The sequence below is a fragment of the Paenibacillus cellulosilyticus genome, assembly GCF_003182255.1.
GTDB lineage: Bacteria > Bacillota > Bacilli > Paenibacillales > Paenibacillaceae > Paenibacillus_T > Paenibacillus_T cellulosilyticus.
In genome coordinates, this window is sequence record NZ_QGTQ01000007.1 from 221,826 (window position 1) to 238,829 (window position 17,004).

General features: G+C 52.5%; 10 protein-coding genes. 9 read left to right on the top strand and 1 reads right to left on the bottom strand.

The genetic code is table 11. The annotated features are described in order from the left end of the window. Positions 1-3,650 (top strand): Ig-like domain-containing protein (locus DFQ01_RS31085; RefSeq protein WP_110044194.1); only part of this gene is annotated, 3,650 nt, incomplete at its 5' end. A 59-nt stretch (positions 3,651-3,709) separates the two neighbouring features. On the opposite strand, the gene DFQ01_RS12385 is transcribed toward DFQ01_RS31085, so the two are convergent. Beyond that, complete coding sequence (locus tag DFQ01_RS12385; protein WP_110044218.1) at positions 3,710-4,609, bottom strand: LysR family transcriptional regulator; 900 nt, start codon at positions 4,607-4,609, stop codon at positions 3,710-3,712. A 175-nt stretch (positions 4,610-4,784) separates the two neighbouring features. On the opposite strand from DFQ01_RS12385, the gene DFQ01_RS12390 reads away from it, so the two are divergent. The 8 genes from DFQ01_RS12390 to DFQ01_RS12425 all read left to right on the top strand — a co-directional run. Continuing rightward, positions 4,785-6,017: an MFS transporter gene (locus tag DFQ01_RS12390; protein ID WP_174812497.1), complete on the top strand. Its 1,233-nt coding sequence runs from the start codon at positions 4,785-4,787 to the stop codon at positions 6,015-6,017. Between the two features lie 1,646 nt (positions 6,018-7,663). Next, positions 7,664-9,466 (top strand): sensor histidine kinase, encoded by a 1,803-nt coding sequence (locus DFQ01_RS12395; protein ID WP_245946646.1) that lies wholly within the window; start codon positions 7,664-7,666, stop codon positions 9,464-9,466. Then, positions 9,463-10,863 (top strand): response regulator, encoded by a 1,401-nt coding sequence (locus DFQ01_RS12400; protein ID WP_110044197.1) that lies wholly within the window; start codon positions 9,463-9,465, stop codon positions 10,861-10,863. The genes DFQ01_RS12395 and DFQ01_RS12400 overlap by 4 nt, the downstream gene beginning before the upstream one ends. A 224-nt stretch (positions 10,864-11,087) precedes the next feature. Beyond that, entirely contained in the window at positions 11,088-12,815 is a 1,728-nt protein-coding gene (locus DFQ01_RS12405) for an extracellular solute-binding protein (RefSeq protein ID WP_110044198.1), read from the top strand. A 69-nt stretch (positions 12,816-12,884) separates the two neighbouring features. Then, the gene (locus tag DFQ01_RS12410) at positions 12,885-13,775 is read left to right on the top strand and encodes an ABC transporter permease (RefSeq protein ID WP_110044199.1); all 891 of its coding nucleotides are present in this window, start codon (positions 12,885-12,887) and stop codon (positions 13,773-13,775) included. Between the two features lie 17 nt (positions 13,776-13,792). Further along, positions 13,793-14,677: a carbohydrate ABC transporter permease gene (locus DFQ01_RS12415; RefSeq protein ID WP_110044200.1), complete on the top strand. Its 885-nt coding sequence runs from the start codon at positions 13,793-13,795 to the stop codon at positions 14,675-14,677. Positions 14,678-14,843: 166 nt separating this feature from the next. Then, positions 14,844-16,253, top strand: coding sequence for an alpha-amylase family glycosyl hydrolase (locus DFQ01_RS12420; protein WP_245946647.1), 1,410 nt, complete (start codon positions 14,844-14,846; stop codon positions 16,251-16,253). Positions 16,254-16,453: 200 nt separating this feature from the next. Further along, on the top strand, positions 16,454-17,004 hold a 551-nt coding region (locus tag DFQ01_RS12425; RefSeq protein WP_146216865.1), incomplete at its 3' end, for an IS110 family transposase.

The window sequence follows — 17,004 nt, forward strand, 5'->3', positions numbered from 1 at the left end:
CAACAGGTGTAACGGTGGACAAGTCCACGCTGGATCTGTTCGTAGGCGGAGCAGATGAAACGTTGGTTGCAACAGTTAATCCATTAGATGCGACAGATTCTTCTGTGACATGGAGCTCGGATGATACGAATGTAGCAACGGTCGTGAATGGTGTTGTCACGCCAGTAGGCGTAGGTACAGCAACGATTACAGTAACGACGGCTGATGGCGGCTATACGGCAACAAGCATAGTCACGGTTACGAAGCCGGTCACGGGTGTGACGCTGGACAAATCAATATTGAATCTGATCAAAGGTGGAGCATCTGAAACACTAGTAGTGACAGTTGACCCATCGGATGCGACAGATCCTTCTGTCACATGGAGCTCAGATGATACGAGTGTTGCAACAGTAGCGAATGGAGTTGTAACACCTGTTGGAAATGGTACAGCGACAATTACCGTATCAACGGTAGATGGTAGCTATTCGGCAACGAGTACGGTAACGGTAACGACGCCAGTGCTGGGCGTAACGCTGGATCAAACGACGCTGAGCCTGACAACAGGCGGAACGGCGGCGACGCTCACAGCGACAGTAGCACCAACTGATGCAACAAACACGACGGTAACGTGGAGCTCGGATGACACGAGTGTTGCGACAGTGGTCAATGGCGTTGTTACACCGGTGGGAGCAGGTACAGCGACGATTACCGTAACGACAGTCGATGGCAGCTTTACAGCTACGAGCACAGTAACGGTGACAGACCCCGTTGTTCCACCAACAAGTGTAACGGGCGTAACGCTGGATCAAGCAACATTGAGCCTGACAACAGGCGGAACGGCGGCGACGCTGACAGCGACGGTAAACCCGTCGAATGCAACGAACAAAACGGTAACGTGGAGCTCGGATGACACGAATGTTGCAACGGTCGTTAACGGCGTTGTTACACCGGTGGGAGCAGGTACAGCGACGATTACCGTAACGACAGTCGACGGCAGCTTTACAGCGACGAGCACAGTAACGGTGACGGACCCCGTTGTTCCACCAACAAGTGTAACGGGCGTAACGCTGGATCAAACGACGCTGAGCCTGACAACAGGCGGAACGGCGGCTACGCTGACAGCGACGGTAAACCCGTCGAATGCAACGAACAAAACGGTAACGTGGAGCTCGGATGACACGAATGTTGCAACGGTCGTTAACGGCGTTGTTACACCAGTGGGCGAGGGTACAGCGACGATTACCGTAACGACAGTCGACGGCAGCTTTACAGCCACGAGCACAGTAACGGTGACGGACTCCGTTGTTCCGCCAACAAGTGTAACGGGCGTAACGCTGGATCAAACGACGCTGAGCCTGACAACAGGCGGAACAGCGGCGACGCTGATAGCGACGGTGAACCCGTCGAATGCAACGAACAAAACGGTAACGTGGAGCTCGGATGACACGAATGTTGCAACGGTCGTTAACGGCGTTGTTACACCAGTGGGCGAAGGTACAGCGACGATTACCGTAACGACAGTCGACGGCAGCTTTACAGCCACGAGCACAGTAACGGTGACGGACTCCGTTGTTCCACCAACAAGTGTAACGGGCGTAACGCTGGATCAAACGACGCTGAGCCTGACAACAGGCGGAACATCGGCGACGCTGACAGCGACGGTGAACCCGTCGAATGCAACGAACAAAACGGTAACGTGGAGCTCGGATGATACGAGCGTAGCAACAGTCGTTAACGGCGTTGTTACTCCAGTGGGCGAAGGTACAGCGACGATTACCGTAACGACAGTCGATGGCAGCTTCACGGCCACGAGCACAGTAACGGTGACGGACTCCGTTGTTCCGCCAACAAGTGTAACGGGCGTAACGCTGGATCAAACGACGCTGAGCCTGACAACAGGCGGAACATCGGCGACGCTGACAGCGACGGTGAACCCGTCGAATGCAACGAACAAAACGGTAACGTGGAGCTCGGATGATACGAGCGTAGCAACAGTCGTTAACGGCGTTGTTACACCAGTGGGCGAAGGTACAGCGACGATTACCGTAACGACAGTCGATGGCAGCTTCACGGCCACGAGCACAGTAACGGTGACGGACCCCGTTGTTCCACTAACAAGTGTAACGGGCGTAACGCTGGATCGAGCAACGCTGAGCCTGATAAAAGGCGGAACATCGGCGACGCTGACAGCGACGGTGAACCCGTCGAATGCAACGAACAAAACGGTAACGTGGAGTTCAAGCAACACGAGCGTGGCAACAGTCATGAACGGCGTTGTCACGCCTGTAAGTGCGGGTAAAGCAACGATCACGGTAACAACAGTCGATGGTGGATATACTGCAGTAAGCACAGTAACGGTTAGCAATCCAAGACCTGTTAGTACTCCTGGCACAGGCACAAGCGCGACGACACAGCCAGATAGTGATTTCGAGGTGTTGGTAAATGGCAAGCCGGAAAGTGCAGGTAATGTATCAACGAAAGAAGAGAATGGCCGTACTGAAACAACAGTTGCTGTGGATCCGGATAAGTTGGAAGACAGACTCGCATCCGAAGGCCAAGGTGCAGTGGTTACCGTTCCTGTTCCAAACATGACCGATTCACTCGTTGTCGAGTTTGATGGTCAAATGTTTAGCAGCTTGAATGACAAGGATGCGACGGTCGTCATTCAGACGGACCGTGCAACGTATACGATTCCTGCGGATCAAATTAATATCGGAGCGATCTCGGATCAACTCGGTAATGCAATTGACTTGAAAGACATTAAAATTCAAATCAAAATCAGTGAGCCATCGGATACGATGAAGAACATCGTGGACAATGCAGCGGACAAAGGAAAGTTTACGGTCGTTGCACCACCGCTTGATTTCTCCATTCAAGGCACCTATGGCGGCAGCACGATTGAGATTTCGAAGTTTAATGTGTATGTTGAACGTCTTATCACCATTCCAGACGGCGTTGACTCAAGCCGAGTTACAACTGGCGTTGTTGTTGAACCAGACGGAACGTTCCGCCATGTACCGACGCAAGTTCTGGATATCAACGGACAGCACTACGCAGCGATCAATAGCTTAACGAATAGCACATATGCGCTCGTATGGCATCCGGTTGAGTTCAGCGATGTAGAGAATCATTGGTCGAAAAACGCGGTCAATGATATGGGCTCCCGTCTTATTATCGAAGGCGTCGGGAATGGTCTGTTCCAGCCGAACCGGGACATTACTCGCGCAGAATTCGCGGCCATTATCGTTCGTGCACTTGGTCTCGAACTTGAGAGCGGCAGCGCACCATTCTCAGATGTAAGCTCGACAGCCTGGTACAACCAAGTGATCAACACTGCATACAAATATCAGCTCATTAATGGTTTCGAGGATGGAACGTTCCGTCCAAGCGATCTCATTACGCGCGAGCAAGTAATGGTCATGATTTCGAAAGCAATGAAATGGACTGAGCTGAATGCGAAGCTGACCGCTCAATCGGTCAATGTAACCTTGGCGCCATTCGAGGATGCCGCGAATGCTTCCGCTTGGGCGCAAGAAGGCATTGCAGACAGTGTTCAAGCCGGTATCGTAACGGGTAGAAACGGTTCGGAGCTTGCACCGAAGGATAATATTACAAGAGCCGAAGTTGCTGCGATCATTCAGCGTCTTCTGCAGAAATCCGGTCTTATCTAATTAGCTGTTCATACACAAAAGCCGCTTCCCGTACGGGAGGCGGCTTTTTGTATATGGTTTTATGAGCTGGGATTGATGGGCTTACTGAAGAAATCGATCACGAATTCGCGAAAATGGATCGCGGCACCGGAAAGGTAGTGCTTCTTGTTCCACGCAATGCCGAATGTCCGCTGACAGACCGGATCGGATATTTTCACCTGAACGGTATCCGGATGGGAAGCTCGTTTGCCGAGCGACAGCGGCAATGTGAACGTAATGCCAAGGCCCATCTCGACAAGCGTCTGGATGGAGCTGACTTCTTCCAGCTCAAAGGCGATATGCGGCTCGAACCCTGCCCGGCGGCAAAATCCATCGGTAATCTCTCTAAAGTTCGACACTGATGACAACGTAATGAAAGGCTCGTCTGCTGCCTCGCTCAGTGCAATGCTCTCTCGTGAAGCGAACCGGTGCCCTTTCGGCACAGTTAGACATAGCTCTTCTTCGGCCAGTGTGAGCCATTCGATATCTGGACCGGTAATCGGGGTCGTGCAGATGCAGAAGTCGATATCTGCATTCTCAAGCTCTGTCTTCATATCAAGCACCGAGCCGAGCTGACGTTGAATAATGCGGACATGTGGATGATGCGTTAGAAAATCTTTGAGCATCGTCGGCAGCACGTAAGGAAGCGTAACGGATACCGAAACGACGCCTCGTTCCAGGCCCGCCATATCGGTTAGTTCGCGTTCGCCTTCTTCAAGCTCTAGAAACGCGCGCTCCACACGGCGCAAATACGTTCGCCCGAATGCATTCAGTTTTACCTGCCGCCCCTGTCGCTCGAATAGAGGAACGCCAAGCTTCTTCTCCAACCGCTGAATCGAGTTGCTGAGGGAAGGCTGCGATACGTTCAATTCTTTAGCTGCCTGCGTAATATGCTCGAGCCGTGCGACGGCTTGAAAGTATTTGAGCTGAAGAAATTCCAAAGCGATCAACTCGCTCTCCATATAACTTTAATGTGATGAATCTATCACTGAATTAGTATTATACATGATTAATCAACGCTTTTATAATGATCTAACATACAGAGGTCGTTCAAAAAGTCCGCTTTTGAACACGAATATATAGATAGCTTTAATGGAGATTGGAGAGCGTATTGTCGTGGTAAAGGAGAAAATTTGGTCGAGAGATTTCATTGTCGTGTGTTTGAGCAGCTTTTTTATGTTCCTCACGTTTTATATTCTGGCAACAGCATTTCCGCTCTATGTAAGGGACAGCATGCATGGAGATCAGCAGCAGATGGGGCTTGCAATTACGATCTATGTGGTTGGCGGGGTGCTTGGCCGGCCGTTCTCGGGGATGTGGGTGGATCGGTTCGGGAAGAAAAAGATGGCCGTCATCGGCATGATCATCTTCTTGCTCGCTTGTATTAGCTATTTTGGAGCGAAGGGCATGGCACTGTTCCTGATCGTTCGTCTCCTTCACGGCATTAGCTATGCGGTAGCTTCTACGGCGACGAGCACCGCCGCAACGGTCATTATCCCGACTTCGCGGCAGGGCGAAGGGATTGGCTACTACAGTATGTTCATGAGCATTGCGATGGCTATCGGCCCGGCGCTTGGACTGCTGCTATGGAAGGATCACAATGTTAATGTACTGCTGACGGGAGTATGTGTCATTGCGGCGGCTTCACTCCTATTCACGCTCGGCATTCGGCTGCCTGGGCAGAAGAAGGAACGCGATGAAGCAGCGGTTGTTGTTCCACAGCCAGAACCGGTTGTGGAGCAAAAGCGGGGCTGGAGCAAATTCATCGAGCCAAAGGCTGTGCCGATCTCGCTTGTTGGTTTTATTCTCAGCTTCGCATACAGCTCGTTGTCCGGTTTCTTCGCATCGTTCGCGGAGGAAATTCATCAGACGCAAATAACGGCGTTATTTTTCGTCGTATTCGCGGTTATGATCGTCGTTTCCCGCCCGATTGTGGGCAAAGTGTTCGACAACTACAAAGAGCACTACTTATATTACCCAGGCATCGTGCTGTTTATTGTAGGGATGCTCGTATTAAGCGCAGCGCACTCCGGATTTATGGTGTTGTTTGCGGGTATGGTGCTAGGTGTGGGGTATGGGGCGCTGCTGCCATGCTTCCAGACACTTGCAATCAAGCTGTCGCCCGCTCACCGGAGAGGAAGCGCGACGGGTACGTTCTTCCTGCTGTTCGACCTTGGCTACGGCTTCGGCTCGTATTTCATGGGCATGATCGCATCGTTCACCGACTACCGAGTCATGTACGAAGGCGCCGGCGTAGTTGCGCTGCTGTCGGCTGTCAGCTATTACATCCTCCACCACCGCCGCCAAGCGAAGCGCTCCGCGCTGCCTCGGCAAGCTGGTGTGGCTTAAACAGATATCCCCCGAACGCTTAGGCGTTGCGGGGGATTTTTGCTTTGTTAGTATACCGGTGTCCGTGGTGACGGAGGGGAGGGGAGAGAAACTGGGCGAGATCTGTGAGTAACGGACTCAGACGACGCTATTCGCAACATTTCGGATGCCCACCGCTGTAACGGACTCAGGAAACCTTATTCATTGTATTTACCTCCCAACTAGTCCGTTTTCGATCGAATAGTGCTCCTACAGTCCGTTAGAGGTGAGATCGAGTGTTTTCGAGGCAAATAGTGTCGCTATGGTCCGTTACGGAGGTGGGGGATGACGATGGAAAGTTGAAAGAGAGAGTGGAGAGGTAGCCGCTAGTCCTATCTGGAATAAAGCTGAGTTGTAACGGACTCAGACGACGCTATTCGCACCAGTTAGGACGCCCACCGCTGTAACGGACTCAGGAAACCTTATTCATTGTATTTACTCCCCAACTAGTCCGTTTTCGACTGAATAGTGCTCCTACAGTCCGTTAGAGGTGAGATCAAGTGTTTTCGAGGCAAATAGTGTCGCTATGGTCCGTTACGGGGACGGCGACGGAAAGTTGAAAGAGAGAGTGGAGAGGTAGCCGCTATTCCTATCTGAAATAGAGCTGAGTTGTAACGGACTCAGACGACGCTATTCGCACCAGTTAGGACGCCCACCGCTGTAACGGACTCAGGAAACCTTATTCATTGTATTTACCTCCTAACTAGTCCGTTTTCGATCGAATAGTGCTCCTACAGTCCGTTAGAGTTGGGATAAGGTGTTTTCGAGGCAAATAGTGTCGCTATGGTCCGTTAAGGAGACGGGGGGACGGCGATGGAAAGTTGAAGGAGAGAGTGGAGAGGTAGCCGCTATTCCTATCTGAAATAGAGCTGAGTTGTAACGGACTCAGACGACGCTATTCGCACCAGTTAGGACGCCCACCGCTGTAACGGACTCAGGAAACCTTATTCATTGTATTTACTCCCCAACTAGTCCGTTTTCGACTGAATAGTGCTCCTACAGTCCGTTAGAGGTGGGACTGAGTGTTTTCAAGGCGAATAGTGTCGCTATGGTCCGTTACGGAGGTGGCTACGGCTGTGACGAAGAGACAATGGTACTGTAAGTGCTAGCGCCGCTGTGATTTCTTAGAGAGTAACCCGACTGGGTAGTGGAGCAGACGGCAGATGGAGGCGGAAAGTGTACGATTGAACACGGTGTACGGAAGACTAATTAGATCAATAACAAGGAGCTATCGAAGTGAATAGCACCGGTTTGTCCCATGACAACATAAATCCCCAAACGCCTAAGCGGACGGGGATTTCTCCCTCATCCACCACCCACGGGGGGATTTTTAGAAACTGAAACTTCATTGATTACGAAGCGAGTGAATGATTCTGGAGAAGCGTCAGCGTTTGCCTTTGTCACTCGGATAGTTACCATATCTGAATTTATATAATCAGAACAATCCGAGGACAACAGCGATCGCAAGAACATTCACTTGCGTAGTAATCCTTTATGAAGCCCACCAGCTTTCTAAAAATCCCCCCACCCATCTCAAGATAATCCTCCTACCTCATCCCATCCGTTTCAAGCTATGATAGAATGGGGCGGATTCCTGTCCTTATGCCGCAATCCGCAGTCAGCATGAGATGAACTATAGAAAGGGTGGAGCGTCCGCGCTTATGCCGATCAAATGGCTGAACAACATTACCTTCAAAAACCGGATTATCGTCATCTTTCTCATCAGCAGCTTGACCCCTTTTATATGTCTAGGATTCATATCCTTCTATACGATCGATTCGATCATCGGCAATAAAGTCGAGAGCGCCCTGCAGAGCAATCTGAAGCAGGACCTGATGACGCTCGAGAACACACTCAACAACTTGAACCACGTCTCTCAACAGTTCGCTTACGGCGGTGGTACGATCAAGCTGCTCGAGCAGCTGGGGGAGGCAACGGAGCCTTATGAGAAGCTGCGCCTCAACAACGAGATTCGCAGCGAACTCAACATCATTACGTTCTCCAACCCGAACATCGGGCTCATGATGTACTACGACCCGGACTCGGCACAATACTCGTTCGAAAACTTCCGCATCCGCGGCGACTTCAAGCCCGAGACGCTGCCGCTGCTCGCGGACTTCTCCGAAATCCAATACTATGGGCCTCACTTAAGCTATAACGGCTCGATCAACCAGTATGTGTTCAGCATAATGCGCAAGGTGAGCCTGCTGGACAAAGACATCTACTTATACATCGAATCCGGCCGCAGCGCATTGACGACGCTGTTTGCGCCGCAGAACCGGAAGGACAGCTCGCGTCGCCTGCTGCTGCTCGACCCGTCGGGCCGCATCGCTTTCAGTGAGGTGGCAGACAGCTTCAAGGTTCAGCAACTGTTCCCGGAGACCAGTCCAGACGTGCAGTCAGGTTATTCCGGCGGCTTCTTCTGGAACAAGGAAGTGAGCAATCAAGGCTGGAGCATCGTCAGCATCGTGCCGGAGAATGAGCTCAATCAGGAGCGGAACCGGTGGCTGCTGCAAATTTCGGGCATTTTCCTCGTGTTCATGATTGTCGCGATTTTCTTCGCATGGCTGTTGTGGAAGATGGTCTACCGACCGCTCGACAAGTTCCATAAGGAGATCAAGTCGCTCATCGACTCGAACGATAAGGAACGCAATGAGAAAACGTACATACCGGAGTTCGACTATCTGCTCTACCAGACCCGCAGCATGAAGGGTAAGATCTGGGCGTTGTACGAGGAGGTTGAACAGAAGGAGAAGCGGCGAGCCGACCTGGAAGTCGAGAAGCTGCTCTACCAGATCAATCCGCATTTTCTCATGAACACGCTTGATACCGTGCATTGGCTCGCCGTCATGAACGGCCAGAAGGATATCGACAAGCTGGTGCTTAGCTTGAATAAGCTTCTCTATTATAATCTTGGCAAAATGGGCGAGACATCGACGATCGGCGATGAGATCGAAGCGCTCAAGGAATATCTTCAGCTGCAACAAATTCGGTACGACTTCCGATTCGACGTCGATATCGACGTAGACGAGAAAAGCTTAGCCATCCAGAGCCCGCGCTTCCTGCTTCAGCCGATGGTCGAGAACGCGCTCTACCACGGCGTCAGCGATGACGGCTACATCTATGTCGGTGTAGCACTGCAAGAGGATGGCCTGCAAATTACGATTCAAGACAACGGCGCAGGCATGTCGAAGGAGACGATCGACCAACTGCTGAACGAGGACACCGACGACGGGCACAAGGCCGGTATGGGCATCGGGATGAAATATGTGAAGCGCATCATTAAAGCAAATTACGGCGATGAGTCGAGACTGCAAATCCGCAGCGAGCCGGGCAAAGGAACGATCGTTACGCTTCGCCTGCCACTGCCGACCAAGACGCTTGGCCTTCCTACCACGAAAGAGACAGCAGCCGGAGGTGAACAGCCATGATCCGTGTATTGATCGTTGATGACGATAAGCTGGTACGCAAAGGACTCATCTCCTCGATGCCGTGGCAGGCATGCGGAATGGAGATTGTAGGCGAAGCCAATAACGGCGAGAATGCGCTCAAGTTTCTGGAGCAGCACCATGTGGAGCTTCTGATTACGGACCTTGCAATGCCCGTCATGTCGGGCATCGAGCTGATTCGCATCGTGCGGGATCAATATCCCGACATGCAGATTGTGGTGCTGTCGCTGCATCAAGATTTTGAATATATCCAAGAAGCGCTCCGGCTCGGGGCGATCGATTATATTGCCAAAACACAGCTCGAACAGGAGCAGTTCGAGGAAGTGCTCGGACGCATCGTGAAGCTGATGGGGCGCAAGGCTGGCGCGAAGGGCAAGGCTGCCCAGCCTGAGGAAGAAGCGTTCGCAGCGAATGGCTCTCTGCACGTCTACTATGCGCTCAATCCCGATGAGGACCCTGCATCTGCATCGCAGCAGGGCATTCCAGCTGGCGCCGTAGAGGCAGAACCAGGCATCTGGTACGCCAACACCCAGCCACAGACTAAGTCGCAGTCGAAGACTGCCACCCAAGCATCTCATCCGAATATCGCGCACGTTCATTTCCACGGACTAACCGGAATGGACCGCAAATCAATTCTTCAGCTTGTCCGCGCATACGGCAGGCAGGACTTATTCTATCATCATGCACCTTCAGCACGACCGATACAGATCGATGCGACTGAATACAACGCGCAGGATAAGGAATCGGGCAGTCCGCCGCTCGACCCGATCAAGGAGAAGTGGGGCGCAGCGGATTGGATCTACACAGACGCTGTATTCCAAGCGCAATTAACAGAATTGAAATCGCTCAAGCTGCCGCCTGTTCGGCTCGCGCGCATCTTCTATTCGCTGTCCGACGAATGGAATCGGCTGTACCAAACGATTCTCGCAGAGCCGATCACGATCGAGGACTTCTTCGCCAGCTGGTACAGCTTCGAGCAATGGCTCCTTGAGGTGCGCGAGCGGATCAGCCGCGCAGCAGCGAAGCCGCTGTTCTCCCCGGAGATACAGAACAGCATCGTGAAGGCGATGAGCCTGGCGCAGCAGCACATCAGCAATCCGATCTCGTCAGCCGAGATCGCACAGATGGTCAATATGAGCGGCAGCTACTTCAGCCAATGCTTCAAGCAGTACGTCGGCCAGACGTATACCGATTATGTGCGAGATATTCGCATTGAACGGGCGAAGGAGTATCTCCGCAGCACGACGAGAACGATTCAGTGGATCGCGGAGCAGATCGGCTATAGCGATGAGAAATATTTCAGCCGCTTGTTCCGAGAACATGCGGGCATCCTGCCGAGCGAGTATCGGCAGCAGTCGGCGGACAGCCAGCGCAAATAGCGGCACACGACAGAGGTTGTTCAGAAAGTCGGTGCTGAGAACCGAGCTTTGCGAAGGGTAGAAGGCGTGCGAAAACAGGGTAGACGGTTTTCGCACGCTTTTTGTATAGCGGCAACGATGTTCTACCCTCATTGCGGAGGGCGCTCTATCTCAGCCATTGCGGAAGCGGTGCTAAGATGGGAACTGTCAAGAACACATGCGAGGACGATATAAGGGGGATGCATATGAAGAAGGCTATTTTGTCCGGATTGGCACTGCTTGTCGTAGCTGCAAGCGTAAGCGCATGCGGCGGCAGCGACAACAAGAGCAATGAAGATGCAGCATCGTCTAACAACAGTACGGAAACGAAGACGACCGATTCCACGCCAGCGAAAGAAGAGACAGCAGCGGAGGAAGTCATCGATCCATTCGCCAAATTCGCAGAACCAACGGAAGTATCGATTGGCCGCGCGATCGACCCGAACTACAAGTACGATGGTACGGATACGGCGGAAGACAATGTGTACACGCGCTGGCTGAAAGACAAATACAACATCGTCGTGAAGCACGCTTGGGAAGCGGCTTCAGGCAATGACTATCAGCAGAAAGTCAGTCTCGCGATTTCGAGTAACGATCTGCCGGACGCGCTCGTCGTCAACGAAACGCAGCTTCGCCAAATGGTGAAGGCTGGCCAGCTTGCCGATCTCACAGACGTGTACGACAAATACGCAAGCTCGGAATTGAAAGCGGTGTACGACTCCAATCCCGGCCTGCTCGACAGTGTAACGTTCGACGGCAAATTGTATGCGCTGCCAGAGACGACGCTGCCTTCGGCGCCAATGACTTGGATTCGGAAGGACTGGCTCGACAAGCTGAACCTCGAAGCGCCGAAGTCGCTTGAGGATCTAGGCAAGATCGCGCAGGCGTTCATCGACAACAAAATGGGCGGCGACAAAACGGTCGGCATCGTTGGTACGCAGCAGGGCGGTTCACTCTCGTCCAACTTCTTGGCTTCGACGGATCACTGGTACAACTTCTCGCCGTTGTTCTTCGCGAACGATGCGTATCCAGGCATCTGGGTGAAGGATAAGGACGGCAACGCGGTATACGGCTCCATCACGGAAGAGACGAAGAACGCGCTCGCGATGATGAAGGACTGGTACGCGAAGGGCATTCTGGACAAAGAGCTCGGCATCCGCAAATCGACGGCCGAAGTCGTTGCAAGCGGGCAGACGGGTATCTTCTTCGGACCGTGGTGGTCGGCGTACAATCTGTCGGACTCGATGAAGAACGATCCGAATGCGAACTGGAGACCGTACATTGCACCGCTCGACGCGGCAGGCAAGTTCAACTCCAACCAAGCGACAGGCTCCAGCTATATCGTCGTCAGCAAGAAAGCGAAGCATCCAGAGGCGGTTATCAAAATGACGACGCTCCACAAGTGGGGCAAGGACGAAGAGTACAAAACGCTGACGGCCGGCAAAGAAATGACGTCGCAAGAAGTGCCGCTGTTCCTTATCCTCGGAGCGGGCGACCAGCTGGAATACGCCGTGAACCACCTGCGCCAATACCTCAAGGACGAAATCAAGCTCGAAGATATCGACAACATTAACTACGGCTGGGCACACGAAATGGCAACGCATGTTAAGGCCATTAAGAAAGAGCCGTTCGACAACTACGACATTCAATATTTTGACCAGCAAGCAGATACCGGTTTCTTCACGCACATCTATGCCCATCTGAACGGCGGCTCCACGTTCGTCGACGCAGATATCAACTGGGTACGCAGTATCGCAACTGCTCAGACGAAGACGATGGAATCCCGCTGGACGAACCTGAAGAAGCTGGAGGACGAGACGTTCTTCAAGATCATCATGGGTACGGAAGACATCAGCGCATTCGATACGTTCGTCACAAAGTGGAAGGATCAAGGCGGCGACAAGATTACGGAAGAAGTTAACGAGCTGAAATAAGGACGACCAAGACGAGCGCTTGTCGCTCGTCTTGCTTTTCTAAAGACAGTGGTGGAGGTGGAGAGAGAAATGATACCTAAGAGCTTCTCGAAACATTTTTATATCATGCTGATTCCCGGTCTCGTCTGGCTGGCCTTGTTCAATCTCTATCCGATGTATGGCGTTCTGACGGCGTTCAAGGAGTTCAATCCGGGCCTTGGCATATGGAAGTCGCCATGGGTCGGCATGGAGAACTTTCAGTACATGTTCGAATTGGATGACAGCAAGTTGGTGTTCCGGAACACGGTCGTCATTGCTTTTGCCAAAATGGTCGGTAATCTCCTCGTGCCGTTCGTCTTCGCGCTCATGCTTAATGAGGTGAAAAATCGGCTGCTGACGCGTACCGTACAGACCGTTGTGTACCTGCCGCACTTCTTGTCCTGGGTAATCGTAGCGGGCATGATGCTGGACATCTTCTCGTATTCAGGTCCGGTTAACCAAGTGCTCTCGGGTCTCGGACTTGACCCGATTATGTTCTTCGGCAATGCACATATTTTCCCGGCGCTCGTCGTCGGCAGTGATGTGTGGAAGGAATTCGGCTTCAACGCGATTATCTTCTTCTCGGCACTGACCTCGATTAACCCAGAGATGTATGAAGCGGCAGCCGTCGATGGCGCGTCTCAATGGCAGCGGCTGATCAAAATAACGATTCCGAGCATTATTCCAGTAGCGGCGCTGCTGGCGACGCTCAGCCTCGGCAACATTCTTAATGCGGGCTTCGATCAAATCTTCAACATGTACAATCCATCCGTCTACTCGACGGGCGATATCGTGGACACGTGGGTTTACCGCGCCGGTCTCATCGACTTCCAGTACGGACTCGCGACAGCTGTCGGATTGCTGAAATCGGTTGTCGGGCTCGTCCTTATCACGATTTCGTATACGCTCGCTTATCGATTCGCGAATTATCGAATTTTCTAATAGAGAGGTCGATCAACATGGTTACGGAACGCTCGATGACAGCCAGATTGTTTAACGGTCTGAATCTCTTGGTGCTAATCGTTCTAATGCTGTTGTGCCTCCTTCCCGTCTGGTATACGTTGTCCGTCTCGCTGAGCGACAAAGCTTCGGCGGCGGCCGGGCAGGTGTTTCTATGGCCTCGGGGGTTCACCTGGGGCTCCTACGAAACGATTATGAAAGACGACCAGTTCTTCCGCTCGTTCTGGATTTCGATCCAACGGGTTGTGTGTGGCGCAGCAATTGCATTCTTCGTCATTCTGCTGATGGCATATCCGCTATCGAAGACGTCCAAGGATTTCAAGCCTCGCAATATCATCATGTGGCTGCTTGTATTCGCAATGCTGTTCAACGGCGGCCTTGTGCCTTGGTATCTAACGATGCAGTCGCTTGGCATGATCAATAACATATGGGGGCTGGTGCTTGGCGGCGGTCTTCCGGTGTTCAATGTTATCCTCGTGATGAACTACCTTCGCAACATGCCGAAGGAGATGGAAGAGTCGGCGATGATCGACGGTGCTGGCCCGTGGCGCATTCTGTTCAGCGTCTGCCTGCCGCTGTCGGTGCCGGTGCTCGCGACGATCATGGTATTCACGATCGTGTATCACTGGAACGAGTTCTTCCAAGCGCTTGTGCTCATGAACAAAGCGGATCATTATCCGCTGCAATCGTATATTCGACAGGTCGCGGTCGTGATTGATCCGACGAAGATGGATGAGGAGACGGTTAAGCGGATGTCGGAGCTGTCCAATCAGACGCTTAATGCAGCGAAGATCTTTATTTCGATGCTGCCGCTGCTTGTGATCTATCCGTTTTTGCAGAAGTATTTTGTCAAAGGGATCACGCTTGGTTCGGTTAAGGGATAGAGGAGGAACGAAACGATGTTAACGAGTGAGGGGATCAGCTCGGATGAGATAGCTGTATGCTTCGATGATGGTGCATAGCAGCTGACGGTCGCGGTCGATTGTCCGATCAACGGATAATATCTCGTCATTCACGCTTAATCGAAACGAACGAATGGACGGTGCTAGGATGCGTAAGACACGGAAAATGCTCATAACACTTCCGCTTCTCATCTCCATGGTTGGTCTATCTGCCTGCTCGGCGGGGGAGGAGGCAGCTGTGCAGAAGGAACCGGTGAAGGAAACAGCGCAGTCGCAGCAGAGCAACGGTACGCCGACACCGGATTGGGCGGCGAAGGCCGTGATGTACGAAGTGAATGTGCGGCAGTATACGAAGGAAGGCACCTTCGCGGCGTTCGAGCAGCATTTGCCCCGGCTTAAGGAGCTGGGTGTAGACATCCTATGGCTAATGCCGATCTACCCGATCTCGCAGACGAAGCGGAACGGAACGCTCGGCTCCCCTTATGCGGTGGATGACTATAAGGCGGTTAATCCGGATATGGGGACGGCAGATGATTTCAAATCGCTGGTGAACAAGGCACATGAGCTTGGCTTCAAGGTGATGCTCGATTGGGTCGGCAACCATACCGGCTGGGACAATCCATGGCTGGCGAATAAAGGCTGGTATACGACTGATGACGCGGGCAATGTTGTGATGCCGCCGAACACGAATTGGTCCGACGTTGCAGACTTGAACTACGAGAATGCTGACATGCAGGCCGCGATGCTGGACGCGATGAAATATTGGGTGAGCGAGTTTGATATCGACGGCTACCGCGCTGACTATGCTGGTGGTGTGCCGAAGACGTTCTGGGAGCAGGCGCGAACCGAATTGGAGAAGCTCAAGCCGGTGTATATGCTGGCAGAGGATGATCAGCAGATTGGTTTGCTCAGCCATGCATTCAATGCCAACTATGGCTGGCAGCTGTACAATACGATGAACCGGCTGGCGAAGGGACAGGGTGATGCGCGGCAGGTGGCCTCGTATGCAGAGCGGCTTGCGAAGAGCTTCCCATCGGGCACCTATCCGCTCAATTTCACGTCGAACCACGACGAGAATGCGTGGACGGGGACGGAGTACGAGCGGCTTGGCGACGCGGTGAAGACGATGGCGGCGCTCAGCTTTACGCTGCCGGGCATGCCGCTTATCTATTCAGGGCAAGAGGCAGGACTGAACAGACGGCTGCCGTTGTTCGAGAAGGATGAGATCGGCTGGGAAGATCTGACGATGCAGACGTTCTATAAGGGACTTGTTGATCTGAAGCATAGCAACGAGGCGTTGTGGAACGGCAACGCTGGCGGTATGTATCATTCGCTTGAAGCGGGCGACAACCATCTGCTCGCCTTCGAGCGGACGAAGAACGACAACACGGTCGTCGTGATGATGAATTTGTCCGCGGAGCCAGTGGCGACGAGCGTCAAGCTCGATCCGGCGCTGGCGGGCGCGTATACGTCGCAGAGCGGTGCATCGGCGGAGCTGAAAGCGGAGCAAATGGTCGATCTCGCGCCATGGGCGTACGAGATTTATGTGAGGCAGTAGATAGTGCCAACCGTAAGGGGCTGTACCGAGGCTATTGTGTGAACAATGGACGGAGGGACGGTCCCTTTTTTGACATAGACTGACCGCGCCCTAAACATTCCTGTAGAGTCTAAGAATTGAGCTTGGACAAAAAAAGGAGCGCCTCGTATGATGGGGGTTGAACGGATCAATGTCCTAAAACCCATCAGGAGGCGCTGTATATGGAGTTTACTCGAAATGACCCAACAAATCAACGGATTGAACGAATTACCAGCCATCATTCTATCGTAGGGATCGACATTGCAAAAGATGTACACGCTGCACAAATCACAGATTTTCGCGGCCGCATGCTAACATCACGTCACCTTTCTTTTACGAACACGAAAGAGGGCTTCGAGAAGTTATTCCATTGGTTTCGAGAAACGAGTGCTAAGCATAACAAAAGTTCATTCCTCGTTGGCATGGAGCCAATCGGCCACTACTGGCATAATCTTGAAGATTGGCTTCTAGAGCAGGGCATTGAAGTCGTGTTAGTCAATCCGGTTACCACGCATCGCAACAAGGAAAACCGCGACAACAGCCCATCTAAAAATGACCCTAAGGATGCACTTGTCATTGCTGACGTGGTCAGCCGTTGCTACTACACGGATTACTCGCCGCAGCAGCCTGTGTTTCAGTGCATAAAAGCCATGATGAGTACCCGTGAATACTGGTCCGGACAGTCTACCAGTCTGGGTAATCGTATCGTGCGCTGGATCGACCTGTACTTCCC